23 protein-coding genes are annotated in these 24,804 nt (G+C 64.7%); 9 read left to right on the forward strand and 14 right to left on the reverse strand.

Going from position 1 to position 24,804, the window contains the following annotated elements; translation table 11 throughout:
* The first annotated feature begins 96 nt into the window (after positions 1-96).
* The 4 genes from BLV47_RS08995 to BLV47_RS09010 all read left to right on the forward strand — a co-directional run bounded on the left by BLV47_RS08995 (position 97) and on the right by BLV47_RS09010 (position 4,021).
* Complete coding sequence (locus BLV47_RS08995) at positions 97-1,134, forward strand: hypothetical protein (protein ID WP_092312309.1); 1,038 nt, start codon at positions 97-99, stop codon at positions 1,132-1,134.
* 115 nt (positions 1,135-1,249) lie between these two features.
* A complete protein-coding gene (locus BLV47_RS09000; RefSeq protein ID WP_092312312.1) occupies positions 1,250-2,299 on the forward strand; it encodes a hypothetical protein in 1,050 nt (349 codons plus the stop codon).
* 443 nt (positions 2,300-2,742) lie between these two features.
* Positions 2,743-3,099, forward strand: a complete 357-nt coding sequence (locus tag BLV47_RS09005; RefSeq protein ID WP_092312315.1) for a DUF6124 family protein — start codon at positions 2,743-2,745, stop codon at positions 3,097-3,099.
* Between the two features lie 109 nt (positions 3,100-3,208).
* Positions 3,209-4,021: an alpha/beta fold hydrolase gene (locus BLV47_RS09010; RefSeq protein WP_092312318.1), complete on the forward strand. Its 813-nt coding sequence runs from the start codon at positions 3,209-3,211 to the stop codon at positions 4,019-4,021.
* Positions 4,022-4,144: 123 nt separating this feature from the next.
* Here BLV47_RS09010 and BLV47_RS09015 read toward each other — a convergent pair whose 3' ends face one another.
* From BLV47_RS09015 to dsbD, 4 genes are all read right to left on the reverse strand, one after another.
* Positions 4,145-7,498 carry a DEAD/DEAH box helicase gene (locus tag BLV47_RS09015; RefSeq protein WP_092312321.1) on the reverse strand — a complete coding sequence of 1,118 codons (3,354 nt, stop codon included), beginning with the start codon at positions 7,496-7,498 and terminating at the stop codon, positions 4,145-4,147.
* A gap of 94 nt (positions 7,499-7,592) precedes the next feature.
* Positions 7,593-8,360, reverse strand: a complete 768-nt coding sequence (gene dsbG / locus BLV47_RS09020) for a thiol:disulfide interchange protein DsbG (RefSeq protein WP_092312324.1) — start codon at positions 8,358-8,360, stop codon at positions 7,593-7,595.
* Positions 8,336-9,199 carry a TlpA disulfide reductase family protein gene (locus BLV47_RS09025; protein WP_092312327.1) on the reverse strand — a complete coding sequence of 288 codons (864 nt, stop codon included), beginning with the start codon at positions 9,197-9,199 and terminating at the stop codon, positions 8,336-8,338. Before BLV47_RS09025 ends, dsbG begins: the two co-directional genes overlap by 25 nt.
* Positions 9,199-10,950, reverse strand: a complete 1,752-nt coding sequence (gene dsbD, locus BLV47_RS09030) for a protein-disulfide reductase DsbD (RefSeq protein ID WP_092312330.1) — start codon at positions 10,948-10,950, stop codon at positions 9,199-9,201. The genes BLV47_RS09025 and dsbD overlap by 1 nt, the downstream gene beginning before the upstream one ends.
* 150 nt (positions 10,951-11,100) lie before the next feature.
* Here dsbD and BLV47_RS09035 point away from each other — a divergent pair, with 150 nt between their 5' ends.
* From BLV47_RS09035 to BLV47_RS09050, 4 genes are all read left to right on the forward strand, one after another.
* A complete protein-coding gene (locus BLV47_RS09035) occupies positions 11,101-11,778 on the forward strand; it encodes a response regulator (RefSeq protein WP_047305489.1) in 678 nt (225 codons plus the stop codon).
* Entirely contained in the window at positions 11,779-13,104 is a 1,326-nt protein-coding gene (locus BLV47_RS09040) for an ATP-binding protein (RefSeq protein ID WP_092312333.1), read from the forward strand.
* A gap of 417 nt (positions 13,105-13,521) precedes the next feature.
* Positions 13,522-14,934 (forward strand): aspartate aminotransferase family protein, encoded by a 1,413-nt coding sequence (locus BLV47_RS09045; protein ID WP_092312336.1) that lies wholly within the window; start codon positions 13,522-13,524, stop codon positions 14,932-14,934.
* An 82-nt stretch (positions 14,935-15,016) separates the two neighbouring features.
* Complete coding sequence (locus BLV47_RS09050; protein WP_092312338.1) at positions 15,017-15,241, forward strand: MbtH family protein; 225 nt, start codon at positions 15,017-15,019, stop codon at positions 15,239-15,241.
* A gap of 89 nt (positions 15,242-15,330) precedes the next feature.
* Here the strand turns inward: BLV47_RS09050 and BLV47_RS09055 are convergent, their stop codons facing one another.
* From BLV47_RS09055 to BLV47_RS09100, 10 genes are all read right to left on the reverse strand, one after another.
* Positions 15,331-16,158, reverse strand: coding sequence for a class I SAM-dependent methyltransferase (locus tag BLV47_RS09055; protein WP_092312340.1), 828 nt, complete (start codon positions 16,156-16,158; stop codon positions 15,331-15,333).
* 125 nt (positions 16,159-16,283) lie between these two features.
* Positions 16,284-17,273 (reverse strand): metal ABC transporter solute-binding protein, Zn/Mn family, encoded by a 990-nt coding sequence (locus BLV47_RS09060; protein ID WP_092312343.1) that lies wholly within the window; start codon positions 17,271-17,273, stop codon positions 16,284-16,286.
* Entirely contained in the window at positions 17,274-18,173 is a 900-nt protein-coding gene (locus BLV47_RS09065; RefSeq protein WP_092312346.1) for a metal ABC transporter permease, read from the reverse strand.
* A complete protein-coding gene (locus BLV47_RS09070; RefSeq protein WP_092312349.1) occupies positions 18,173-18,916 on the reverse strand; it encodes a metal ABC transporter ATP-binding protein in 744 nt (247 codons plus the stop codon). Before BLV47_RS09070 ends, BLV47_RS09065 begins: the two co-directional genes overlap by 1 nt.
* A complete protein-coding gene (locus BLV47_RS09075; RefSeq protein ID WP_092312352.1) occupies positions 18,913-19,842 on the reverse strand; it encodes a metal ABC transporter substrate-binding protein in 930 nt (309 codons plus the stop codon). Before BLV47_RS09075 ends, BLV47_RS09070 begins: the two co-directional genes overlap by 4 nt.
* A 28-nt stretch (positions 19,843-19,870) precedes the next feature.
* The gene (locus BLV47_RS09080) at positions 19,871-20,443 is read right to left on the reverse strand and encodes a DUF6162 family protein (protein ID WP_092312355.1); all 573 of its coding nucleotides are present in this window, start codon (positions 20,441-20,443) and stop codon (positions 19,871-19,873) included.
* On the reverse strand, positions 20,440-20,778 hold the full coding sequence (locus tag BLV47_RS09085) for a hypothetical protein (RefSeq protein WP_092312358.1): 339 nt from the start codon (positions 20,776-20,778) through the stop codon (positions 20,440-20,442). Before BLV47_RS09085 ends, BLV47_RS09080 begins: the two co-directional genes overlap by 4 nt.
* The gene (locus BLV47_RS09090; protein WP_092312361.1) at positions 20,775-21,323 is read right to left on the reverse strand and encodes a thiamine pyrophosphate-binding protein; all 549 of its coding nucleotides are present in this window, start codon (positions 21,321-21,323) and stop codon (positions 20,775-20,777) included. Before BLV47_RS09090 ends, BLV47_RS09085 begins: the two co-directional genes overlap by 4 nt.
* Positions 21,320-22,531: a PepSY-associated TM helix domain-containing protein gene (locus BLV47_RS09095; RefSeq protein WP_092312364.1), complete on the reverse strand. Its 1,212-nt coding sequence runs from the start codon at positions 22,529-22,531 to the stop codon at positions 21,320-21,322. Before BLV47_RS09095 ends, BLV47_RS09090 begins: the two co-directional genes overlap by 4 nt.
* A 295-nt stretch (positions 22,532-22,826) precedes the next feature.
* Complete coding sequence (locus BLV47_RS09100; RefSeq protein ID WP_092312367.1) at positions 22,827-23,294, reverse strand: VOC family protein; 468 nt, start codon at positions 23,292-23,294, stop codon at positions 22,827-22,829.
* Positions 23,295-23,578: 284 nt separating this feature from the next.
* Between BLV47_RS09100 and BLV47_RS09105 the strand changes: the two genes are divergently transcribed.
* Positions 23,579-24,802, forward strand: coding sequence for an SfnB family sulfur acquisition oxidoreductase (locus BLV47_RS09105; protein WP_092312370.1), 1,224 nt, complete (start codon positions 23,579-23,581; stop codon positions 24,800-24,802).
* The last annotated feature ends 2 nt before the right edge of the window (positions 24,803-24,804 follow it).

Genomic DNA, 24,804 nt, shown 5'->3' on the forward strand with positions numbered 1-24,804 from the left:
CGGCCTGTCCGCAGATCCTTGCTATAGTCCGCCGCGCAAAGCCCGACAGCAGCCCTGTCGGGCTTTGTCGTTTCAGACAGTTCAAGGACCGGAACCATGGCAGAACAGCTTTACTGGCACGACATCGAAGACACCCTGGGCAACTGGAGTGGCCTCGGCGTCGAGGTCGAACCGGGCGCCACGGACAAACCGCCGCTGTACCTGCGCACCGGCGCCAACGCTCGGATCAGGTTGATGCACCACGACACACCGTTGTTCTGGGCCACCCTGGCCCGGGATTACGGCGGCGTGTGGCTGGTGCGCAACCCGCTGGCCGATGGCGCCGAATGCCGGCTGCTGGCGCCCATCGATTCACCCACGGTCGAGCAGCACGCGGCGCTGGCGCCCGAGCAGCGGATCAAGGCCTGGAGCCGCTATTTCGTCAGCCGTCTGAGCGAAAGCGCCCGGCACTTTCTCACCCCCGGTTACTGGCTGGCCCAGGGCCTGCTGCCGGAGTCTCCCAGCACCGCCCGCGGCCTGGATAATTGGCGCTTCAACTCGCGGGACGACGCCCTGACCCACCTGCCCAACTGGCGACTGTACGGCGAGGATTTTCTCGACAACCTGCAACCCCAGACCCTGGAATGGATCGACTGGTGGCACGGCGGCGGCAAGCTCATCGGCCTGCACCGTGTCGACCCCGAGGCCGGGCGCTTGAAGTGGTGGCGCAAGAAGGCTCGGGAGGGCAGCCTGCCGCCGGTCTTGCTGTGGTACGTCGGCGGGCTGGCGTCCTATGTGGTGATCGATGGCCATTACCGCTTGCAGGCGGCCCTGGCGGAAAATCTTGCGCCCTCGTTCATCGTCCTCAGCGCCACCCGGGTGCGCGACTTCGCGCCAAGCCTGGAGCACCAGCAGCGGGTCATGGATTCACTGCGCAAGCGTGGCGACTCGGTGTCGCGCAACCCGGCCCTGAGCACCGAGAACCTCAATCGGGTACTGATCCAGGCCTTCGATGACCGGCCGCATTACCACAGCGCCACCCAGGCCTGGGCCAGTCATGAAACGGAGGCGCAGTGGTGCGACGAAGTGCGTCAGTGCCTGAGTGGGCAGGGACTGGCGGATGAGGTGGAGGCGGTCATTGCCCGACGTGGGTAAAGCGCTGGCCGCCTTCGCTGGCAAGCCAGCTCCTACAGGAGAAAGCGCCGGCAAGCCATCTGCTATAGTCGCGCCCGCCGCCGGGCCGGTCATTGATCAAGGGTTAGGGACAATCGTGGAACAGATTTTCTGGCGTGATATCGAGGATTTGGCCGGCCACTGGAACGGCCTCGGCGTGGATGTCAAAGGTCCGGCCAGCGGCAAGCCCAACCTGTGCCTGCTCAGCGGCAACAACAAGCGCATGCAGTTGGTGTTGGGGGACCAGACCCTGCTCTGGGGCACCATGTCCCGCTGCCTCTATGGTGTGTGGCTGGTGCGCAATGACCTGCTGGAGCAACTGCCGCAGACCCTGGTGGGCCCCATCGATTCACCTCAGGTGGAACAACAGGCGCGCCTCGACCCGGCGCTGCGCCTCAAGGCCTGGAGCCGCCTCTTCGTCCAGCAATTGATGCAGCACCAGCCGGACTTCTTCTACCCCGGCTACTGGTTGGTGCGGGCCCTGCGTCCGGCGTCCCAGAAACCCATGCGACCCATGCTCAGCGGCACCGAAGCCTGGTACTTCAAGGGCGGTGAAGATGCCCAGAGCCACATGCCGCAGTGGGCGATCCATGGCCGCAATATCCTCGACAACCAACAGGCCGGTACGGCGCGCTGGGTCGAGCTGGGGGAGTACGGTGGCGCGGTGGTCGGCCTGCATGCCGTGGACCCGCATTCTGGGCGCTTGAAGTGGTGGCGCAAGAAAGCCCGCGAAGGCAGCTTGCCGCCGATCCTGCTGTGGTACGTCAGCGGCCTGAACTGCCACCTGATCCTCGATGGCCATTACCGCCTGCAGGCAGCCATCGATGAAAACCTGCCGCCGGAATTCCTGGTGCTCAGCTCGCCACGGCTGTACCGCTATCGCCCCAACCCGCAAGAGCAGCAGAAGGTGCTGGGGGCGCTACAAGTGCAGGTCCAGCGCAACAAGCTGGAAACCGGGCGTTTCAACCAGTTGCTGATCAGCACCTTCGACGACCGGCCGTATCACGGCTTCGGCAGCCAGTCCTGGGCGGGGATTGCCTCGGAGCAGGTGTGGATCGACCAGGTCAGCGGCATCCTCAAGGAACGCGGTGACCTGAGCGACCTTGAAGAAATCCTCGAACGCGAAGCCCCCGAAGAATACCGCTGAGGCCCAGCCCTAAGGCGGACACGCCCTCTGTAGGAGCTGGCTTGCCAGCGAAGAGGTCCGCAAGCCATGCGCCAGCCTGACGGACGCTTTCGCCGGCAAGCCGGCTGAAAGGTAGCTTGAGTGGTGTTTAGTCGCTTTCTTTTGTAAGGCATTTCCGAGAAACTGCGGGCCGCTTGAATGCGCCTGGTGGGCGGGCTAGGGTGCTGGAGCCATCGCCCAATCGATGGCTCGGATGTGCAAGTCCGAACTCTGCAAAGGCGCACAAGCGATCAGTACTGATTGATCGTTTTCATGTCCGCTGCGTTATGGCGGCCGTGCGTGGGAGATCTTCGGATCTGCCGGGTGTCCTTGCAGACTCGGTCTTGCACACCTGCGTACGGCTGCCACCTTATTCGTGTGCAAGCGAACGGTGTCGGCTCCTTTTATCTGCAAGGAGTTTGACGATGAAAAAGCTCGTCCCCGATCCCCCCACGTCCTATCGCGATCCCGCCCTCAAGGCCGCCAACGCCACCCTGCGCGTGGCCCTGGCCCGGCAACCGCAGGACCCCGCGCTGTTTCAGCTTGCGACCCAGGCCAACCCCGTTTCCCCCGACTCGCTGTTCAGCGTGCGCGAAGGCGTCAGCGCCGAAGAGGCCCTGGTGCATGTGGCGCTGCTGCTCAAATGCGCCGAGGAGGTGTGCGATGAAATCACCCAGCAGGGCAGCGGCCTGGAGCGCGGGCTGATCTGGTCCATGGTGCATTCGGTGGAGATGGCCCGCGCGGTGGTGGAGGCCTTGCTCGACGGCCAGCGCGGGCCTTGAATCCGGGCATTTCCTGATACGTTTTTGTCGCCCCGGTCCGATTGACTGAGCCTGGTTCACGGCACAGTCTGTCGGACCTTTTTTGTCATTTCCCCGCAGGAGCTACCCCATGCCTTTCGCAACCATCGATGGACAACCGCTGCACTACCTTGACCAGGGCCAGGGGCCCGTGGTGTTCCTGGCCGGTAGTTATTTGTGGGACACCGGCATGTGGGCGCCGCAGATCGAGGCGTTGTCGGCGCAGTACCGGGTGATTGCTGTGGATCTGTGGGGCCATGGCCAGTCCGGGGCGTTGCCGGTAGGCACCGCGTCGCTGGACGATGTGGCACGGCAGATGCTGGCCTTGCTCGACCATTTGCAGATCGAGCGCGTCACGCTGGTGGGCTTGTCGGTGGGTGGCATGTGGGGCGCTCGTCTGGCCCTGGCGGCGCCGCAGCGCATCGACGGCCTGGTGCTGATGGACACCTACCTGGGGGCCGAACCGGAGCCGACCCGGCAGTATTACCTTTCCCTGTTCCAGCAGATCGAGCATGCCGGGGGGATCTCCGAGCAACTGCTGGATATCGTGGTGCCGATCTTCTTCCGTCAGGGTATCGATCGGCAGTCGGCGCTGTATCAGGATTTTCGTGCCAGCCTCGCCGCACTGCCGACCGAGCGCCTGCGCCAGAGCGTGATCCCCATGGGACGCATCACCTTCAGCCGGGCGGATGTGCTGGATCAGCTGCCGCACCTGGATGGGCGCAACACCTTGCTGCTCTGTGGCGACCAGGACCAGCCGCGGCCGCTTGCTGAAACCATCGAAATGGCCGAGCGCATTGGCTGCCCTTATCAGCGAGTGCCCGAGGCGGGGCATATTTCCAGCCTTGAAAACCCGCAGTTCGTGACCCGGGTCCTGTTGGCGTTTTTACAGCGCGACGCTTGAAGCCCGATTTTTCTGCCGCAGGAACTGGCTTGCCGGCCAAAAGGCCCGCAAGCCATGCGCCAGGCTGACGGAGGCCGTCGCCAGCGAACACACTAAAAGGTCGCTGGAATGGAGTGACGGTGTTCAGCTTGAAATCTGTTCTTCCAGAGGGTTCAGTTGCGCCAGAAATGCAGCCGCGCCCATTCTTTTCAAGGGGTATTTGCCACGGCTCACGGCTTCGAAATACCGCAGCGACCCCCAGAGTTTAAAATCGCCCACCAGATAGACCCGACGTTTGGCCCGGGTGAGTGCAACATTCAGCAGATTGGGTTTGGATGCGGCCCACTGCGCAGCTCCTGCATGATCAAGGTCGGCCCCCAGCAGCATGAAGACGGTGTCTTGTTCCTTACCCTGGAAGGTATGCACGGTGCCGATGGAGGATTTCAACCATTGCTTCAATTCCCCCGAGGGCAATTTCGGACGATGGTTGGGGCTGGCCCAAGCAGCTGCGCGTATGGCTTTTTGCAGGGCCAGGCGCACCGCCTTGAACGGTGAAATCACGTATAGCTGCGGCAGTTCTCCGTCGCGCAAGTAGAGTTGCCCGATAAGGTGGACCATGAACTCGATCTGTTTAGGCACGACTTGTTTGTGTTCGACATGGCCAGGGATGTCGACCCAGCAACTGGAGCTGTAGACCGGGGCGCCCTGTTCGGCATGGGCACTGGGCAGACCAAAGACCATCTTGTTGCCGTAGGCGATTTGATTCGACAGGCTGAACATGGGTTCGATGCAGCGTCTGTGGACCCTCAAGGGGCTGCCGATCCACAGTTCTTCGTCGGTATCGTTCCTGAAAACGCTTCCATAGCGATTGTTCTGGTCCGCCAGGCTCTGCACCGACACGCGATTGGGGGCGAAGGCTTGGTTGGCGGTGTGTACTGACAGCTGGCCGAGTGCCTTGACCAGGCGTTGCGGCAGGGTGAAGACCGGTTCGATTTGCAGAGGATCGCCCACGATCATGGCTCGTTTAGCCCGCCACAATGCGCCGACGGCTGCCTGAGGCACGGCTTGTCCCGCTTCGTCGATGTACAGCCACCCCAGCGAGCCGGCGCCCATTCCGCGGAACTGGTTGGCAAAGGAGGCAAAAGTACTTGAAACCACCGGTATCACCATGAACAGACTTTGCCAGAGCACCTGTGTGAGTCGTTCATCCTCGGGCGTCTTGTTGCTCAGCAATAGGCTGATGGCGGCGAGGTTGGCGCTAAAACCCTTGCCGTTCGAGCCCGAGGGGGCGACCTCGGCAAGCCAGGCTTCATGCAGGGTCAACGCCGCGGCGAATAACGTCGAACGCAAGTGATTGAGTGCAGCATCGTGCCAAAGCCCGTTTATCTGGAAGTCGCGGTCTTCCAGTTCACTCAGATGACTTGGCAAGTTCGGACGACCCAGACGGGTGGCGAAATCATCCAGGGATTGGCACTTGCCTTGCCACTGCGTTCTACGCGTATCGAGTTCGCTCTCACAGAACGGCAATGAGGTTTGTGCCTCTTCGAGCTTCGGTATCAGGCTATTGCTGAGTAGGCCTTGCGTACTGTTGATCTCTTCATGCGCCTGACGCTGCAACCGGGCATTTTCCTGTTGTTCACCCCGATGGGCCCTAGCTGCTGGCGTGTTGAACAAGCGCTTCCACCATGTTGGGCGACTGCGATCTATCAGGCGTTCCAGTTCCTGAAGGCTGCTCAGATGTTGCTTGGACGCTTGAAGTTTCTGCTGGTGTTGCTCCAGTGACTGCTGGGCGGATGCCCTGAGCTGTTCGGCCTGATGGAAGGCCTGTTGTTGAAGGCCCAGGAAGCTGTGCTCGTCGGTAGCCGACATCTCACTCAGCAGGCTGGCATAACGGGCCCGTTCCTCCAGCGCTTTGTTGACAGCCTCATCGGCTTTTTTGAATGCCGCGCGGGCCTCCTTGAAGCTGGGCCCTTTGTATTCATCCACCCATTGACGAATCGTCAGTGGTTTATGGGGGGCGGTGGAATCTACCGGGTTGAAGAATATGCGTTCCTGCAAGGCTTTACGGTTGCCACTGTTGCCCAGTGCGGCGCAGATCAGTCCCCAGGGTTTATCCTCATCGGACAGTTCGCTGATGCTGCCATCACTGTTCTGTGCGGCAATTTTATGGGCAACCGGTTGCAGGTACTGAACGTTGCTCCAGCCTTTTCCCAGCGACTTGCGTTTGGGCAAGTCTCGGGAAATGTTTTCTACGGCGGCATTGTTGTAGGAGGCCACCACCATTTCATAGCCGGTCAACTCGGGTTTGAGCGCGCGGAGGGTGAAGGTATTTGCCATGCCCTTGAAGGTGACCTGAGGCTTTTTTCCGCCAACGAATGCATCCGCTGCGTCGCTGTATCCCGCCAGGACCCGGGCTCGACGCACAATGTTCTCTGCGAACATGTCACGCAATAAAGTCGTTTTACCGGTCCCCGGCGGGCCGTTGACGGTGAACACGCCACTGTCTTCCAACGTGCCAAGTGCGCTGTTGATTGCGAACTGTTGCATCAGGCTCATAGCATGGCCCGGTTCATCCGGCCAGTGCCCAGGGTTGATGCATTGCGGTTGCAAGGCCTGATAGAGGGCCTTGCGTCCATTCTCGGTATACAGGTCAATTCGTTTGCTTGGATCGGCTTCAGCCAGGTACTGCAACAGAGCCGGGGGCTGTTCCCCACGCTGCAAGCTGGCGATCGCACGCTCGATATCTTTTATGAAAAAGCTGTTGAGTATGTCGATCTCGGTATCGGTTTCTTCTTCGTCCTCGACTTTCGCGACCTGTGCTGCTGAAGGTTGGGTGAGCGGCTTTTCGACCTTGGGCTGAGTCAGTACCTGAAGCAGCGCAACAGGGGCGCGGCCGTCCTGGTCCGGGGTAAAACGGGCCCAGTTGCACAGCAGTTGATGCAGATACATGACCTCGTCGGCCGTCAAGGCCGGGTCATCATTTTGCTGGCGCTGTCCATGGAAGTTGTGCAGCAGTTTTGCCAACTGCTCCTTGGCTTCCTCGAAGGCTTGGTGGCCCAGGGCATCAAGCCCCTTGGTGATTGTTTGCCCCAACGCCCAAGGCGCGGTGGACAGTGAGAGGGCATCGAGTTGAGGAACCGCTTGAGCATTGAGCTTGATCTTGGCGAAGCAGGTCAGCCCTTCAAGCTCCACCCGTTCCTGTTCTTCGTAGAACGTGTTTTCGTCGATTGAGCAGGCGGCCAGGTGCGGTTCGCAAAGGGTGGCAATGACGGAGGCGTCAAAAACCCCGATATAGAGATTGAAGCCTGTGATTTTTAGGTCATCGGGTATGGAAAAAGTGCGCCAATGACTGTGCTGGATATCTTCCCGCGAGAGCCATCGGGTCTCCCATTTTTTAAAGTCCTCGACATATTTCTCAAGGGCATAGGGTAAAAAGAATTCCACCTTATGCCAGTAGTCGAGAATCTCTAGAAGCCTGGCTTGTCCTTGAGCTGTCAAAGCGTTACATCCCTGTCAGTGTAAAAAAGACCGTAGTGTAACGCTGTCGACAAGGCTAAAGGCCATTACTGGTTCAGGGATGGGTGCATCTCGCTTATTTCGGACCGAGAATCTGCGTCAGTTTGCCCGGGGCCGGGGCGCCCTGCTGCTGTTGCAAGTCGCCCTTGTCGTCGAGGTAGAAGATCGCCGGGGTGGCCGACAGCTCCAGCTCTTCCATCAGCTTCATGTTGGCGTCGAGCTTGGCTTGCACCGCTGCTGGAATACTCGCCAGCGGCTTCAGGCTGCTGCCCTTGCCGGCTTTTTCATGCTCTTGCAGGGCCTGTTGCGGGTCCTTGGCGGCCAGCAGGGCGGCGGATTTGCCCGGGCTGTCTTCGCGGATGATGCCCACCAGGATGTGCCGCAGCTGCACCTTGCCGGCGTTCACCCAGGGCCGGGCCTGTTCCCAGAACATGTTGCAGTAGGGGCAGTTGGGATCGCTGAACAGGTAGACGATGCGCGGCGCGTCGGCCTTGCCGTCGGCGATCCAGTGGCTCTTGTCCAGCTTGTTCCAGACTTCCTTGGCCATCGGTGCGTAAACCAGCTTTTGCAGCGGTTCGGCGCTCAGGTCCTTGCCCTCGGCGTCGTACAGGTTGCCCAGCAGCACGTGCTTGCCGTCCGGCGTCAGGTACAGGGTCATGCCACGGTTCTGGTACTGCGCGGCGTAGCCCTTGAGGCCGTCCGGGGCGTCGAAGCGGCCGATGATCTTGGCGCCCTTTTCCTCGATCTTGCGGATCGGCGCGGGCAGTTCTTCGGCTTGCAGCAACGGCGCGTTGAGCAGGGCTGCGCCCAAGGACAGGCTCAGCAGGTGGCGGATGAAGGGCATGGCGGTTTCCTTGCAGGGGCGACCGGGGTCGGATGGACGTCGTCGAAGTTTTCCAGGGCGCGGGCCAGGCTGGCTTCCGAGAGTTCTCCCAGGTGACTGCTCAGCAGGCGGCCGTCGGCGCTGTAGAACAGTGTAGTGGGCAGGGCCATGGAGCCCACGGCCTGGCCCAGGCGGCCACTGCCGTCGAACAGCACGTTGTCCAGGTTGAGGTCCTGGGTGGCGAGGAAAGTGGCCACGCTTTGCATGCTTTCGGCCTGGTTGACGAACAGGAAGGTCAGGTCTGGACGTTGCTGCTGGGCGCGCTCCAGGACCGGCATTTCTCGCCGGCACGGCGGGCACCAGGTGGCCCAGAGGTTGATCACCAGCGGCCCGCCCTGGTAGTCGGTGAGTTGCACGGTGTCGCCGGCGGCATTGCGCAGGGCCACTTCCGGCAGGCGGGTGCCCTGGTCGTAGAGCGTCAGGGACAGGCTGGCCAGCAGCCAGAAGGCCAGGCCGCTGGCGACGCCGGCAGCCAGGGGATGGCGCAGCGGCGGGCGCTTCCAGCCCCAGGCCAGGGCCGCCAGGAGCATGATGATGACCCCCGGCCAGGCCAGGAAGCCACCGTCGCGCAGGTCGATGATCAGCCACAGGTCGTGCTGGTAGTGCTTCCAGTAAGCGATGACGAAGCAAACCCGCGCCGCAAGCATGCCCAGCAGGAACAGCAGGAACAGCACTGATTCGGGGTTTTCGCCGCCACGCTTGGCCACCCGCCAGCCCACCAGGGTGGCCAGGGCCAGGGCGCTGATCAGCAGCAGGTGGTTGAGGGCGATGGCGAAGGTGCCGATGGTAAAGGTCAGCATCAACGGGCTTTCCGGGTCTGGGTCCAGCGTTGCAGGAAGGTGTTGGCATCCACTTCACCGGTGATGCGCTGGCTGCGGCGTTCGCTGCCGTCCGGGCCGATCCACAGCATGCTCGGTGGCCCCGGCACTTTGTAGCGGCCCAGCAGTTCGCGGCCGTCGGCGTTGTCCTGGGTCACGTCCAGGCGCAGCAGGCGCACGTCTGTCAGGGCGCTCTGGACCTGAGGCTGGCCGAATACGGTTTTCTCCATGATCTTGCAGGACACGCACCAGTCGGCGTAGTAGTCCAGCAGCACCCACTGGCCCTGGGCCTGGGCGCTGTCCAGGGCACGTTGCAGCTCGCCGGGGGACTTGATGGTGGTGAAGGCATCGTGGGCTGTGGTGCTGCCGGCCACGCTGCCACCGCTGTAGACCTTCAGCGGTCGCCACAGGTCATCGCTGCCACCGGCGGCGCCCACCAGCAACACGCCGCCCCACAGGCCGAACACCACGGCGGCGGCGCCGAACAGGTGCAGCAGGCGCCCGGCGATGGCCCGTTGCTGCCAGGCGCAGTAAGCCAGTACCAGGGCCAGGGCGCCCCACAGACCGATCCACAGGCTGGCGCCGAGCACCGGGCGCAACATATAGATAGCGGTGCCCAGGAACAGGAAGCCGAACACGCCCTTGAGCAGGTTCATCCAGGGGCCGGGCTTGGGCAGGAAGCGGTTGCCCAGGGTCACCAGCAACAGCAGCGGCAGGCCGATGCCCAGGCCCAGGGCGAACAGTGCCAGGCCGCCGAACAGGGCATTGCCGGTCTGGGCGATGTACAGCAGGCCACCGGCCAGGGGCGCGGTCATGCATGGGCCCACCAGCAAGGCCGACAGTGCGCCGAGAGCGCCACAGCCGATCAGGCTGCCGCCCTGGCGCTGGCGGCTGGCGCCTTCCAGGCGGTCGCGCAGGAACGACGGCATCTGCAATTCAAAGAAACCGAACATCGGCAGGGCCAGCAGCACGAACAGCGCGGCGAAGCTGCCCAGCACCCAGGGCTGCTGCAGCCAGGCCTGCAGGTTGCTGCCCAGCAGGGCGGCGATCACCCCCATGCCGGCGTACACCAGGGCCATGCACAGTACGTAGCTGGAGGCCAGGGCCAGGCCCCGGCGCGGGCTGGCGCCGCTGCCGACCACGATCCCCGCGAGGATCGGCAGCATCGGCAGTGAGCAAGGGGCGAAGGCCAGCAGCAGGCCGAAGCCGAAGAAGGCCAGCAGGCCCAGGCCCCAGGATTTTTCTTGCAGGTCGTTGGCCAGCCGTTGGTCCTGGGCCGTGCCGTTGACGGTTGCGGCGCTGTTGCCGGCGGCCGCTGCGGGGGCGCCGCCCAGGTTGACTTCAAGGGTCTGTGGCGGGTAACACAGGCCGGCGTCGGCGCAGCCTTGCCAGCCCAGCTTGACCTTGCCGCTGGCGGTGGCCGGTAGCTTTACTTCCAGGCCCTGGCGATACACCGTCTGTTCGCCGAAGAATTCGTCGCTGTGGTGTTCGCCGTCCGGCAGCGCCGGCTGATGCTCCTGGGCCAGGCCGTCGAACTTCAGGCGTTTCTGGTACAGGTAGTAGCCGTCGGCAATCTGCCAGAACAGCTGGGTTTCCCCGGAAGGCAGGCGCTCGGAGGTGAAGGTGAAGGCCTTGTCCACCGGCAGGAAGTCGGGCTTGACCTCGAACGGATTGTTGCCGGCTTCGGCCAGGGTGGTGAACAGCATAAACAGCAAGATGAGCAATCGACGCATGGTCAAGCCTTAAACCGGTGCAAGTGGGAAGCACAATGGCGGGTCCTGATTAACCGATGATTAACCATACTGGGTTGTGGCAGGGCGGCGGGCATAATGTCCGCTTAATCCGCTGCCTGCCTAATCAACGCCTTTATTACAGGACCGACCATGCACGTACTTGTCTGTGAAGATGATGAGCTGATCGCCAGCGGAATAGTCGCCGGCCTCACGGCCCAGGGCCTGACGGTCGAGCATGTGGCCTCTGCCTCAGCGGCACGGGCGATGCTCGGCGTGGCCGATTTCGACGTGATGGTACTGGACTTGGGCCTGCCGGATGAAGATGGTTTGAAGTTGCTCAAGCAACAGCGCCAGCAGGGTCTGGAGATTCCGGTGCTGATCCTCACCGCCCGCGACTCGGTGACCGACCGGGTCGACGGCCTGCAGGCCGGGGCCGACGACTACCTGCTCAAGCCCTTCGACCTGCGGGAGCTGGCGGCGCGCCTGCACACCCTGTTGCGCCGGGTGGCGGGGCGCAGCGTCAACCTGATCGAGCACGGGCGCCTGACCTATGACCCCAGTACCCGGGAAACCCGCCTGGGCGGCGAGCCGGTGGACCTGTCCCGGCGCGAGCAGGCGCTGCTTCAGGCCCTGCTGCACAACCGCGGCCGGGTGCTGTCCAGCGAGCAGCTCAAGGACAGCGTCTACGGGTTCAACGATGAGCTGGAAAGCAACGCCCTCAACGTGCACATCCACCACCTGCGGCGCAAACTCGGCAATGGCATCGTCGAGACGGTGCGTGGCCTGGGTTATCGCCTGGGTCCGGCCGACGGCGCGGAGAAGTCGTAAGTGAAGAGCCTGCGCCTGCGCCTGAGCGTGACCCTGGGCGCCGCCTTCATCCTGATCTGGACCCTGGCCGCGGCCTGGATGCTCAGCGATCTGCGCAATCAGATGATGTTTTCCCTGGACCAGCGGCTGGTGGCGTCGGCGCGCATGGTCGCCGGCCTGTTGGAACAGATGCCGGCGCTGCCTTCCGACACCCATGCCCACCCCATTGCCAGCGCGGCCTTGACCATCCCTGGGGGCATGGCCTGTCAGGTCAGTTCTCTGCGCGGGCAGGTCCTGGCCCGCAGCCACAGCACCCCGGAACACACCCTGGAAGCCGAGAAACTGGGCTTTCATGACCAGATGATCGACGGCGCGCCCTGGCGCACCTTCACCCTGGTGCGCGGTGATCTGCGCATCACCACCGCTGACCGCCAAGTGGAGCGCGAGGCGCTGAACATGTCGGTGCTGCTGGCCGCTTCGGTGCCGGTGGGGGTGGCCCTGCTGGGCTGCCTGTGGCTGTTGTGGCTGGGCATCGGCCAGAGCCTGGCGCCGTTGAACCGGATTCGCGACGCGCTGATGCGCCGCAGCGCCGACTCCCTGGAGCCGTTGCAGATCCAGCCCATGCCCAGCGAATTGCGGCCGCTGGTGGACACCCAGAACCAGCTGTTCCAGCGCATTGCCAAGACCATCGAGCGCGAACGCCGCCTGACCGGCGACGCCGCCCATGAACTGCGCAGCCCGCTGACCGCGATCAAGACCCATCTGCAAGTGGCGCGCATGACCGAGGGCGCGGCCCGGGATCAATCCCTGGCCCGGGCCGAGGAGGGCGCCGACCGCCTGCACCGGACCCTGGAGCAGCTGCTGTTGCTGGCCCGGGTCGAGGGCAGCCTGTCGTTCGATGACGGCGTGCACTGCAACGCCGAGCAAGTGGTCCGCCTGGCGATCCAGGATGCTGCCGTGGGCGCCCGGCAGCGAGTCAAGGTGCACCTTGGGGAACAGGCCGCCGAGGCCCCGGTGGCCATGCCCTCGACCCTGGCGATTGCCGCCTTGCGCAACCTGCTGGACAACGCCCTGCGCCACACCCCGCAAGACTGTCCGGTGGAGTTGAACCTGGACCTGGTGGCCGGTCGCCTGCGTTTCCAGGTGCGCGACCATGGCCCGGGGATTGCCGAGCAAGACCTGCAGCACCTGACCCAGCGCTTCTGGCGCAACAGCCAGAGCACCGGGTGCGGATTGGGCCTGGCGATAGTCCAGGCGATTGTCCAGCGTTGTGGTTGCGAGCTGCGTTTCGACAGCCTTCCTGATGGCCTGCGGGTCGAACTGACCCTGCCTGCCCACCACGCCTGACCTATCACCGTCCTCCGTAGGAGCTGGCTTGCCAGCGAATAGGCCTTTGAGACCGCCTTCGCCAGCAAGCTGGCTCCTACAGGGCCTTATACGTTCCGCCTGCCCGCCGCAGGAGCTGGCTTGCCAGCGAAGGGGCCCTTGAGACCGCCTTCGCCAGCAAGCTGGCTCCTACGGGGCCTTGTACGTTCCCCTGCCCGCCGTAGGAGCTGGCTTGCCAGCGAAGGGGCCCTTGAAAGCGCCTTCGCCAGCAAGCTGGCTCCTACGGGGCGGTATGTGCAATTTCCTCGCCCTGGGGTGTAAATCCCGACCTCGCTGGTGCGTTTCCAGAACAGGAAAACCTGCCCGTGCGCACCCTGCTTCGGCTGCGCGTTCGGCCGGTAGCCGTTTTGCTCAAATTGCAGCGCGAGGGTTCGAGACATGTCAGCCGTTACCAGCCTTATGGATGATCAGCCGGTGGCCCTTGCCGCCATCCCGGCCGAGACGCTTTACCAGTTCGACGAGTCGCCCCTGCTGGCCCGTCAAAGCCGCCAGGAATCCAATGCCCGCAGTTACCCTCGGCGCATCCCCCTGGCCTTGAAGCGCGCCAGTGGCATTCACGTCGAGGATGTCGAAGGCCGGCGTTTCATCGATTGCCTGGCCGGTGCCGGGACTCTGGCCCTGGGCCACAACCACCCGGTGGTGATCGCCGCGATCCGCCAGGTACTGGCCGATGAATTGCCGCTGCTGACCCTGGACCTGACCACCCCGGTCAAGGACCAGTTCGTCCAGGATCTGTTCGGCCTGCTGCCCGAGGCCCTGGCTGCCGAGGCGAAAATCCAGTTCTGCGGGCCCACCGGCACCGACGCCGTGGAAGCCGCGCTGAAACTGGTACGCAGCGCCACCGGGCGCAGCACGGTGCTGTCGTTCCAGGGCGGTTACCACGGCATGAGCCAGGGCGCCCTGAGCCTGATGGGCAGCCTGGGCCCCAAGCGTCCGCTGGCGGGACTCTTGAACAACGGTGTGCAGTTCCTGCCGTTCCCCTACGACTATCGCTGCCCGTTCGGGCTCGGTGGCGCCGAGGGGGTCAAGGTCAACCTGCACTACCTGGAAAACCTGCTGAACGATCCGGAAGCCGGCGTGGCGCTGCCGGCGGCGGTGATCGTCGAGGCGGTACAGGGCGAGGGCGGGGTGATCCCGGCGGACCTGGACTGGCTGCGGGGCGTGCGGCGTATCACCGAAAAGGCCGGAGTGGCGCTGATCGTCGATGAAATCCAGAGCGGCTTCGGCCGTACCGGCAAGATGTTCGCCTTCGAGCATGCCGGGATCATTCCCGATGTGGTGGTGATGTCCAAGGCCATCGGCGGCAGCCTGCCGCTGGCGGTGATGGTCTATCGCGACTGGCTCGACACCTGGCAGCCCGGGGCTCACGCCGGCACCTTCCGTGGCAATCAGATGGCCATGGCCACCGGTTCCGCGGTGATGCGCTACCTCAAGGAACAGCGTCTGCCCGAGCATGCGGCGGCCATGGGCGAGCGCTTGCGCGAGCATTTGCTGATCCTGCAGCGCGACTACCCGCAATTGGGCGATGTCCGCGGCCGTGGCCTGATGCTTGGCGTGGAACTGGTGGACCCGGCCGGTGCGCCGGACGCCCAGGGCCACCCGCCGCAACATGCGCGTCTGGCGCCACTGGTGCAGCGCGAATGCCTCAAGCGCGGCCTGATCCTTGAACTGGGCGGGCGCCATGGCAGCGTGGTGCGCTTCCTGCCGCCGCTGATCATCAGCGCGGCGCAGATCGATCAGGTGGCGGACATCTTCGGCAAGGCGGTGGCGGCGGCGGTGGCCGGGCTCTAATTTTTCGCGGCCCTGATTCGTTCCTTCTACACAACCGCCGCGCCTGGGGTGCGGCGTCCCTAATCAGCGATGGAGACAAGCAATGACTTCCGTATTCGACCGTGAGGACATCCTGTTCCAGGTGGTGGTCAACCACGAAGAGCAATACTCGATCTGGCCCGACTACAAGGCCATGCCCCAGGGCTGGCGCACCGTGGGCAAGAGCGGCTTCAAGAAGGAGTGCCTGGCCTACATCGAGGAAGTCTGGACCGACATGCGGCCCTTGAGCCTGCGCCAGAAGATGGACCAGCAGGCGCTGGCCGGCTGATCTTCGGCAGCAGATCCGTAGCCGCGGCCCCAAGCACAAAAAAAGCCCGCTGAGCCCTTGAGGCCAGCGGGCTTTTTAATGCCCGGCGCTCAGGCCGGGCGCTTGACGGCCTGCAGGGTGTAGCTCAGCGGCAGGCGCCATGGCGCTTCCTTGAGCCGCCATTCGCCGCGTTCATCCACCACCATCTGCCCGGGCAGGGCTTCCCAGGGAATGCTCTGGTGTTCCACCAGCCCGGTGATTTCCAGGCCCTGGGCCAGCAAGGCGCTGATGATTTCCCCGAGGCCGTGGTTCCATTCGTGGGTCACCGTGGCCTTGAGCGCGCTGTCGGTTTGCACGTAGGTGTTCTCGTCCTCCCAGACCAGCGGCTCGCGGCGTTCAAAGTAGGGGTATTCCACCCGTAGCGAGTCGCTGTGATCTTCATTGAGGGCCCAGAGCATGGGGTGCCCCTCGCGGATGAACAGCCGGCCACCGGGCTTGAGCAGGGCGCCGACGGTTTGTGCCCAGCGCTCGATGCTGGGCAGCCAGCACAGCGCGCCGATGCCGGTATAGACCAGATCGAAGCTGCCCTGGGGCAGCACCTCGGCGGCCAGGAACACGTCCGACTCGTGGTAGTCGATGGGCGTATGGCAGCGCTGTGCCAGGGTCCGGGCTTGGGCCAGGGACGCCGGGGAGAAGTCCACGCCGCTCATCTGTGCGCCGAGGCGCGCCAGGGACAGGGTGTCGGTGCCGATATGGCATTGCAGATGCACGCCGCAGAGGCCCTGGATATCGCCCAGCAGGGGGCGGTCGAACTGCACGACTTCGGAGAGAAACTGCGGGTCGTCGACGAAGCGCTGCACCGCGTAATCCGCCGAGGCGGCGTGCAAGGGCGCGCGCTCGTCCCAATTGGTCTTGTTGAGTGTCAGGTATTCGCTCATGGCGTGGTTTTCCTGTCTGGGCATGTTTGCGACGCGCAGACTAGCACCGGGAAATGGCCGTGATCTTGAGTGAATATGTAAGCGCTGCCGCCGCCGAACAGGCGGCAGCGGCGACAGGGACCGGCTCAGCTTTTCGGCGCCAGGGCCTGGGTGACTTGTTGCAGGTTGCCTTCCAGTTCGCCGAGCGGGTCGGCGCTGTCGGTTTGCAGCACCAGCAACTGGCTGCCGCCAGCGCTGATGGCGGCCTTCAGTGCCTCGGGCGGCTGACGATGGTGCAGCACCAGGGCCACGTCATGCTCCTTGAGTTGTGCCTGCAGCTTCTGCAGCGCTTCGGGCGTCCATTTGTTGTCGGCACGGGCGTCGACGCCCACCAGTTCCAGGTTCAGGCCGCTGACCAGATAGCCGAAGTGCTCGGAAAGGCTCAGCACGCTGAGGTTGTCGGCCTCGGCCAGGCGCGTTTCGCTGGCGGCGCTGAGCTTGAGCAGGCGTTGCTTGAGCCCTGCCAGGTTGCTCTCGATCTGCGGCTTGGCTTCGGGGGCCAGCCGCGCCAGGTCCGCCGCCAGCACGTCGGCCATGCGTCCCAGGTTGTTGCTGGACAGCCAGGGCTGGGCATTGAGCCCGTCGCGCTGGCCCGGTTGCAGGGCCACCCCGGGCAGGGCGCCATCCACCGGGCGCGCGGCGTCGATCTCGACGATGCGGATGTTGCTGCGCCGGGCATTGGGGTACAGCGGGTCGTCCGGCCAGATCGAGCGCAGGCCGATCACCGCGTCGGCATTCAGCGCCAGCTGGCTCAGGGCCTGGGCGCCGCGCCCGGTGAAATAGGCGGTCTGTCGCGAGCCGGGCAGATTGGCCGGGGCCGCTCGCTCCAGCTTGATGGCCGTGCCTTGCAGCAGCAGTTGCCCGAGGCCGAAGGTCACCGGCAGCGAAGCCAGCACCGTCAGCGGTTGTTGCGCGCTGGCGCTGTGCAGCGCGGTGTTACCCATGCCGTGGCTGGCCACCACGCGAATCGGTTCGAAGTGGTCGCGCTCGGCCAGGGCCGGGCCGCTGATCAGGCCGCCGAGGGCCAGGGCCAGGCTCAGGCGACGCCATGACGAGTGAGGCAATGAACTGTGCATTTATCCGATATTCCCTTTCAGGCTGGGCACGGTGCCGCGGGCGATGGCGGCCAGGGCGAAGGCCACGCCGGCCACCAGGATGATGGCCGCGCCGGAAGGCACCGGCAGGTCGAAGACGATGGGCAGCAGGATGCCGCACAGGGTGCTGAGGGTGGCGATGCTCACCGAGATCCAGAAGAAGCCCTTGAGCGACTGGCTCAGCAGGCGCGCCGCGGCGGCCGGAATCACCAGCAACGCCCCCACCAGGATGGCACCGATAACCTTGACCGCCGCCACGGTAATCAGGGTCACCAGGATCACGAACAGGTAGTCCAGGGACTTCACCGCCACCCCGCGCACCGCCGCCAGCTGCGGGTTGAAGCTGGCCAGCATGATGCGGTTGTACAGCGGCAGGCTCAGGCCCAGCACCAGCGCGCCGACCACCAGCAGCACCAGCAGGTCGTTGCCGTTGACCGTGAGCACCGAGCCGAACAGCACGTTCTCCAGGATGTGCACGTTGATCTTGCCGGCCAGGATCAGCAGCAGGCTGGCGCCCAGGGCCAGGGACACCGAGAGGAACACCCCGATCAGGGTGTCCGGGGCCAGCCCGGTGCGGTTGCGCAGGTAGTTGAGGAGGATGCCGAACAGCAGGCAGTAGCCGAACAGGCTGCCGTAGGGGCCGGTATAGGGTTCGCCCAGCAGGATGCCGATGGCCACTCCGGTCAGCGCCGCGTGGCCCACGGCTTCGGAGAAGAAGGCGAAGCGCTTGACCACCACCAGGGTGCCCAGGCCGCCGAGCACCGGGCCGATCAGCAGGCCGGCCAGCAGGGCGTTGACCACAAAGCCGTAGGCCAGGGCCTCGGGCAGGTAGCCGGACGAGGCCCAGCCCTGGACCAGCAGGCGCAAGGATTCATAGCTCATCAGGCAGCGCTCCCGGCGGTTCGTGGATGGGTGGAGAACAGGCTGAGCAGGCGCTCCGGGGTCAGTGTCTGTTGCGCCGGGCCGTCGAACAGCACCCGGCGGTTGAGGCCGGTGACCCGGTCCGCCAGGCGGCCCACGGCTTCCAGGTCGTGCTCGATCCACAGCAGGGTGATGCCGCTCTGGCGCCAGTCCTGGAGCAGGCGTTCGAAGACCTGGATCCCGGCCTCGTCCAGGGCCGACATCGGTTCGTCCAGCACCAGCAACTGCGGGGCCGGGATCAGGCCCTGGGCCAGCAGAACCCGCTGGCGCTCACCGCCGGACAGTGCGCCCATGCGCCGCTTGCGCTTGTCCTGCATGCCGACCCGTTCCAGGGCTTCGCCAATCGCCTGGGCGTAGTGCCGGCTGAGGCCGAGGAAGGCCGGGCGGCGCTGGCACATGGCGGCCATGAAATCATCCACGGTCATCGGCAGGCCGCGGTCGAACTCCAGGGCCTGGGGCACGTAGCCAATGGTGCCGGCGGCGCCGGGCCATTGCAGGCGCAACTGGCCCTGGTGCGGCATCTGCCCCAGCAGGGTCTTGATCAGCGAACTCTTGCCGCCGCCGTTGGGGCCCACCAGCGCATGCACGCTGCCGGGCTGCACCTTGAAGGTCACGCGGTCGAGGATGGTGGTCCGGCCCAGGGTCAGGCTGACCTGATCGAACTCGATGGCCGGACCGCGCCGCAGGGTTTCGATGGCGGTCATGCCCCGGCCTCCTGGATGGCCCGGACCACGGTGTCGAGGTTGCCCTGCATTTCCTTCTCGTATTTGTCGGCGCTGTAGTCGCCGTAGGAAATGTGCGACAGCGGGTAGAGCTTGACCCCGGATTCGCGCTGGATGGTTTCGACGTAGGTGGAGGGGAAGTCCATCTCCGAGAAGATCACCTTGACGTCCAGCTCGCGCAGTTGGTCGATGGTCTTCTTCAACTGGCTGGGGCTGGGCTCGATGCCGTGGGCCGGCTCCACCACCGCGGTGACTTGCAGGCCGAACTCGCGCAGCAGGTAGTCGTAGGCGGCGTGCACCGTGGCCACCCGCAGGTCGGCATTGGGCGCCTGGGTCAGCTTGGCCAGGGCGTCGGCGCGCAACTGGCGCAGGCGCTTGCCGTAGGCCCGGGCGTTCTGGGTGTAGGTCTTGGCGTTGGCCGGGTCCAGCTTGCCCAACTCCCGGGCGATGTTGTTGACCTGGGCAATAGAGGCGCTGATGGAGAGGAAGGTATGCGGGTTGACCACCTTGCCGGCGCCACGGGCGGCGACCCCGGTGGCGGCTAGCAGCGGCACGTTTTCGTTGGCTTCGATCAGCGGTATGTCCGGGCGCTCGCTGGCGGCGATCATGCGGTCGGCGAAGTCATCGTGGCCCACGCCATTGAGGACGATCACGTCCAGGCTGCCGATGCGCTTGATGTCTTCGGCCCGAGGCTCGTAGGCATGGGGGTTGAAACCGGCGGGAATCAAAGGCACCACCTCGGCCTTGTCGCCGACGATGTTCGCCACGTAGCTGTAGTAGGGATGCAGGGTGATGCCGATGCGCAGGCGTTTGGCCGGGTCGGCGCTGACCAGCGGGCTGAGCGTCAGGGCCAGCAGGCCGATCAGCAGCCCCCGCAGAAAGGGACGGCGTTGCGATGAAATGGGCATGGGCAAGCGTTCTTCTCTCGGAATGGGTTCAGTGGCGATGCTGGCGGGTCACTCCGGCATCGAATTGCGCGACCACCTGTTGCCAGCCGGCGGCGGCCAGCGTTGTGTCGCTGAGATCGACAGGCGCCGTGACGGACGGGGCGCGGTTGAGCCAGATGTCCACCTTGGCCGGGTCCTCGGTGTCCAGGCGCATGAGGAAGGAACCGGCCACTTGCGGGGCCTGGCTCAGGCCCAGGTAGGCCTGGTCCTGCAGTTGCCAGGCGTGGCCGCCACGGCTGACCGAACTGGCGTCCTGGGCGAAGGGGGCGAAACCTTCCGCGGCCAGTGCCTCGGGGGTTGGCAGGCCCTGGTTTTCGGCGCGCAGCAGGTGGATCTCGTCAAGGGTCACCCGCAGGTCGGCGTAGATCCCTTGCTCGCCGGCGCTGAGGTCGCGCCGGGCGTCCAGCTGGTGGCTGGCGACGCTGTGCGTCTCGGTCCTCTCGCCACGCCACAGCACCACGCTGGCGGCCACACTCAGAATCAGCGCGCACAACAACAGCACGTAGAGGGTTTCGTGGCCGGCGCCGGCGGGGCGCACGACCTGGGTGGTGGCTGGGTTCATGGGGCCTCGATGTCCGCCTGGTCGATTTCCACCACGTGGCCGGGGCCGGCATCGAACAGCACGTAGAACTCGCTGGAGGGCTTCTTGAAGGTCAGGGTCGAATCGCTGCCGAGCTTGCCCGGTACCAGGATGGTTTCGTCGTAGCCGATCACGTCCAGGGTCACCCCCGGCGCGCCGCTGCCGTCGGAAAAACCGCCGGTGCAGCGGATCTGCTCGGTGTCGATGGCCTTGCATTCGCACATCGGGTTGTGGGCCTGGGCGCTGTGGCTGAAGGCGCCGGCCAGCAGCGACAGGGCCAGGGCGCCGAGGCGCCGGGAGGGTACTGCGCGGATCATCGTGTGCCTCCTTGTTTTTCGAGCCAGGCCACGGTGGCGGGCGAGGCCTGGCTCAGGGGAATGGATGCCTGGTGCATGCTGCCGTCCCAGCCTTCCATGGTGATCCACAGCTCGGCGTCGGCTTGGGTCTTTTCCGCAATCGGCAGGCTGGCGCCCATGCGGTACGGGCTGCCGAAGAAGATCACCCCGGCGGCCCGCAGGCTGCGGGGCTTGCCGATGCGCAGGTAGGTGGCCTTGACCGGTTCGATGCAGGCCGCGCAGAGGGCGGCGTTGAAGTCTTTCAGGTAGCCGGCGGCACCTTGCAGTTGCGGTGCCTGGTCGCGCATTTCGGCCAGGCGCAGGCTCCAGGGACCGACCTGGATTTCACCGATCTCGCGCTCGCCCAGGCCGCTGTCGCCGCGAAACAACGAGGCATCGGCCAGGTACTTGGGCATGAAGCCCAGGGGAATCAGTAGCAGCAGGATGTTCAGGTGGAAGCGCCACTTGTGCCAGAGCCGGCCCAATGTCGAGGTGGAATCAGCGGTTGCCGGGGTGGCTTTGCTCACGGTTGGACCTCCGAGGTTTCGGCGCGCATGGCGGGGACGGGCCTGGCGGCAGGGCGCGGGCGAGCAGCCTTTTCCTCGCGCTTGAGGGCGTTGGCGGTGGCCAGGGCGGTGCGCTTGGTCCAGATCAGCAGGCCGCTGAGGACCATCATGCTCAGCACCAGGCCGAAGAAGAACCAGATCAGCTTGACCCAGATCCCGCCAAAATCACCGGTATGCAGCGGGCGCATGGATTCGGTGACGAACTCCAGGGCATTGCGGTCCCCCAGCAGGTGCGCGGTATCCAGAGTGCCGGTGTAGGGATTGATGTTGGCGGTCTGGTACATCAGCGGATACCAGCCGCGGCCACCGACATACAGGTGGCTGTAGGCATTGCTGGGCAGGCTGACGAAGCTGATGTCGAACCCGGGGATGCGCGAGGTGGCGGTGCTGATGGCCTGGTCCAGGCCGATCATGGGCGGCGGGTTGCCATCGGCGGAGTTCGGCACCTGCTCGCGGGCGATGACCGGCACGATGGGTTCGCTGGAAATGCTGATCTGGTTGTCCCCCAGGATTGCCCGGATCAGGAACCAGATGCCGGTGATGGAAATCACCGCGATGAACCAGATCGACCAGATGCCGCTCAGGCGGTGCAGGTCGCCCCAGAAAATCCGCGCGCCATGACGGATGCGCAAGGTGGGCTTGAGGAAGCCCTTCCAGAACTTCTTGTAGACCACCAGGCCGGTGATCAGCGAAGCGAGCATCGGCAAGCCGAGCAGCGACACCAGGTACCAGCCCCAGCTGTAGCCGTTGGTGAAAGGCACCAGCCACCAGCCGTGCAGGGCGCGGGTGAAGGCCTTGAAATCGAACGCCGGGCTGACCCCCTGGATCACGCCGGTATAGGGGTTGACGTAGACCGTCACGTTGCGGCCATCGGGGTAGCTGACATCGACACTCAGGGCGAAATGGCTTTCGTCCGGGGTCACGATGGTTTCGATGCGGGTCGTGGGTTCGGCCTGCTTGATGGCCGCCACCACCTGGTCGTAGCTCAAGGGCCGGGCGTCATCGGAGGGCTTGCTGGCGCGCACGTCGGGATTGGCCAGCCAGACGATCTCCTGGCTGACCACCGCCAGGGTGCCGGTGACGCAGACGATCAGCACGAAAAACCAGATGGGCAGGGCCAGCCAGCTGTGCACCAGAAACCAGATTTTTGAACGGGACTTCTTCGACATTGAATGGGCGTCTTGATTCGAGGAATGGAGCAGCACTGGACCCTTCGGCCGCTTCCGCGGCAGAACACCCGAGGCATAGCCATGGCCAACGCGGCCTGCTGCATTCAATTAAGACGAATGAGAATCGTAAATCCTGAAAGGCGATATGAAAGTAAATGTTACGAAGCAGCAAAAGCCGCGGTTTAAGCGGTCTGGCCAATGCCGCTGTAGGAGCGGGCTTGCCCGCGAACTGAACCGCGAGGGCGCCTTCGCCGGCAAGCCGGCTCCTACGAGGGGGCGGATTGCAGGGGCAGGGTCAGCCGGCCTGTTGCTGGAACATTTCCCGCGCCCGCCGAGCGATTTCCTCGGCACTCAGGTCTTCCTTGCGGCTGGCCAGGAACCACACATGGCCGAACGGGTCGCGCAGGCTGCCGCTGCGGTCGCCGTAGAACTGGTCCTTGACCGCCGACACCTCGGTGGCGCCGGCGGCAAGCGCCCGGGCGAAGCTGCGGTCGACGTCTTCCACATAAAGATGCAGCCCGACCGAGGTCTTGTGGGTGTCCGGGCTGTCCATCGGGGTTTGTTCGCAGGGGCTGCCGAGCATGATGGCCGAGCCGCCGATACGCAGTTCGGCATGGCCGACGCTGCCGTCGGGCATGTCCAGGCGCATGCTTTCCTCGGCGCCGAAGGCCTGCTTGTAGAACTCGATGGCCAGGGCGGCGCGCTTGATGCCCAGGTACGGCGTGACGCCGCTGAAGCCTTCGGGAATGGCTTTGACGCTCATCTGGGTTTCTCCTTGATATTGTTTTGGGCAAATCGGTCCGTCGCCGGATCGAGCAGGTTTCACTCTATACCCGGGGTCCCTCGGCCCCGGTGTGGGCCGACGAGGTGTCGTCCAGGCAACAGCATTTCACTGTTGGCCCAGCAACAGCCCACCAGCAATTTGTCCGCTGGCCCGCTGGGCAATCCCTCCACAGAGGCCGGTAAACCCTTGAATTCACAGGCCCGATCTTTCGGCACAGAAGCTGCAACGGCTGCCCGGAACCTTCATCCGCCCGAGAGCGCTGTATGTCTTCTTTGCCTGAATCCGCCTTTTATCCCCTGCATACCCCCGCCGCCCATGTGATCCGCGATGGCGCCGAGGCCCTGGCCGTGGCCCGGCAAGTGGCGGCTGTCCTGCTGGAGCAGGACGCCGAACGCGACCGCAGCCGCCAGGTGCCGGCGGAGTTGCTCGACCTGTACTCCAACAGTGGCCTGTGGGGCATCAGCGTGCCGCGGGAGTACGGCGGCGCCCAGGTGTCCTACGCGGTGCTGGCGCAGGTGATCGCGATCATTTCCGCCGCCGATCCGTCCCTGGGGCAGATTCCGCAGAACCATTACTGCCTGCTGGAAGACATCCGCCTGCAGGGCACCCCGGAGCAGCAGGCGCACTTTTTCGCCCTGGCCCTGCAAGGCCATCGCTTTGCCAATGCGCTGTCGGAAACCGGCGGCAAGAACGTGCAGGACATCCAGGCCACCGTGCGCCGCAGCGGTGATGCTTATGTGATCAACGGCCGCAAGGGCTACTGCACCGGCTCGCTGTATGCCCACTGGCTGGCGGTGCTGGCCCTGGATGAACAGGGCCACGGTCAACTGGCTTTCGTGCCCCGGGGCAGCGCGGGGCTGGCGGTGATCGACGACTGGGACAGCATCGGCCAGCGCACCACCTCCAGCGGCACCGTATTGGCGGAAAACCTGCGGGTGCCGGCTTTCAACCTGTTCCCCACTTACCGTTCCTATGAAAGCCCGACCCTGGCCGGGCCCTTCGCCCAGCTGACCACGGCGGCCATCGATGCCGGGATTGCCCGGGCGGCGCTGCGCGACACCATCGCCTTTGTTCGTCAGCACGCCCGGCCGTGGATCGACGCCGGGGTGGAAAAGGCCAGCGAAGACCCGCTGACCATCATTCAGGTAGGTGCCCTGGACATTCGTCTGGAGGCCGCCGAAGCCCTGCTGGAACGGGCTGGCCTGGCCCTGGACGCGGCGCGTCCGGCGCCGGATGAAGACAATGTGGCCCAGGCGTCCCTGGCGGTGGCCAAGGCCAAGGTGCTGACCACCGAGATCGCCATCGAGGCCAGCAACAAGTTGTTCGAACTGGGCGGCACCCGCTCGACCCTCAAGCGCCACAACTTCGACCGCCACTGGCGCAATGCCCGGGTCCACACCCTGCACGACCCGGTGCGCTGGAAGTACCACGTGGTGGGCAACTGGCTGCTCAACGGCATCAAGCCGCCGCGTCACGACTGGTCCTGACG

Origin of the sequence: Pseudomonas saponiphila (assembly GCF_900105185.1) — a bacterium.
GTDB lineage: Bacteria > Pseudomonadota > Gammaproteobacteria > Pseudomonadales > Pseudomonadaceae > Aquipseudomonas > Aquipseudomonas saponiphila.

Excerpts from the sequence above, each read along its gene's own strand:
- BLV47_RS08995 (WP_092312309.1), top strand. The coding sequence starts at position 97 with ATGGCAGAACAGCTTTACTGGCACGACATCGAAGACACCCTGGGCAAC.
- BLV47_RS09005 (WP_092312315.1), top strand. The coding sequence starts at position 2,743 with ATGAAAAAGCTCGTCCCCGATCCCCCCACGTCCTATCGCGATCCCGCC.
- BLV47_RS09010 (WP_092312318.1), top strand. The coding sequence starts at position 3,209 with ATGCCTTTCGCAACCATCGATGGACAACCGCTGCACTACCTTGACCAG.
- dsbG (WP_092312324.1), bottom strand. The coding sequence starts at position 8,360 with ATGCCCTTCATCCGCCACCTGCTGAGCCTGTCCTTGGGCGCAGCCCTG.
- BLV47_RS09025 (WP_092312327.1), bottom strand. The coding sequence starts at position 9,199 with ATGCTGACCTTTACCATCGGCACCTTCGCCATCGCCCTCAACCACCTG.
- dsbD (WP_092312330.1), bottom strand. The coding sequence starts at position 10,950 with ATGCGTCGATTGCTCATCTTGCTGTTTATGCTGTTCACCACCCTGGCC.
- BLV47_RS09035 (WP_047305489.1), top strand. The coding sequence starts at position 11,101 with ATGCACGTACTTGTCTGTGAAGATGATGAGCTGATCGCCAGCGGAATA.
- BLV47_RS09045 (WP_092312336.1), top strand. The coding sequence starts at position 13,522 with ATGTCAGCCGTTACCAGCCTTATGGATGATCAGCCGGTGGCCCTTGCC.
- BLV47_RS09050 (WP_092312338.1), top strand. The coding sequence starts at position 15,017 with ATGACTTCCGTATTCGACCGTGAGGACATCCTGTTCCAGGTGGTGGTC.
- BLV47_RS09055 (WP_092312340.1), bottom strand. The coding sequence starts at position 16,158 with ATGAGCGAATACCTGACACTCAACAAGACCAATTGGGACGAGCGCGCG.
- BLV47_RS09060 (WP_092312343.1), bottom strand. The coding sequence starts at position 17,273 with ATGCACAGTTCATTGCCTCACTCGTCATGGCGTCGCCTGAGCCTGGCC.
- BLV47_RS09065 (WP_092312346.1), bottom strand. The coding sequence starts at position 18,173 with ATGAGCTATGAATCCTTGCGCCTGCTGGTCCAGGGCTGGGCCTCGTCC.
- BLV47_RS09070 (WP_092312349.1), bottom strand. The coding sequence starts at position 18,916 with ATGACCGCCATCGAAACCCTGCGGCGCGGTCCGGCCATCGAGTTCGAT.
- BLV47_RS09075 (WP_092312352.1), bottom strand. The coding sequence starts at position 19,842 with ATGCCCATTTCATCGCAACGCCGTCCCTTTCTGCGGGGGCTGCTGATC.
- BLV47_RS09080 (WP_092312355.1), bottom strand. The coding sequence starts at position 20,443 with ATGAACCCAGCCACCACCCAGGTCGTGCGCCCCGCCGGCGCCGGCCAC.
- BLV47_RS09085 (WP_092312358.1), bottom strand. The coding sequence starts at position 20,778 with ATGATCCGCGCAGTACCCTCCCGGCGCCTCGGCGCCCTGGCCCTGTCG.
- BLV47_RS09095 (WP_092312364.1), bottom strand. The coding sequence starts at position 22,531 with ATGTCGAAGAAGTCCCGTTCAAAAATCTGGTTTCTGGTGCACAGCTGG.
- BLV47_RS09100 (WP_092312367.1), bottom strand. The coding sequence starts at position 23,294 with ATGAGCGTCAAAGCCATTCCCGAAGGCTTCAGCGGCGTCACGCCGTAC.
- BLV47_RS09105 (WP_092312370.1), top strand. The coding sequence starts at position 23,579 with ATGTCTTCTTTGCCTGAATCCGCCTTTTATCCCCTGCATACCCCCGCC.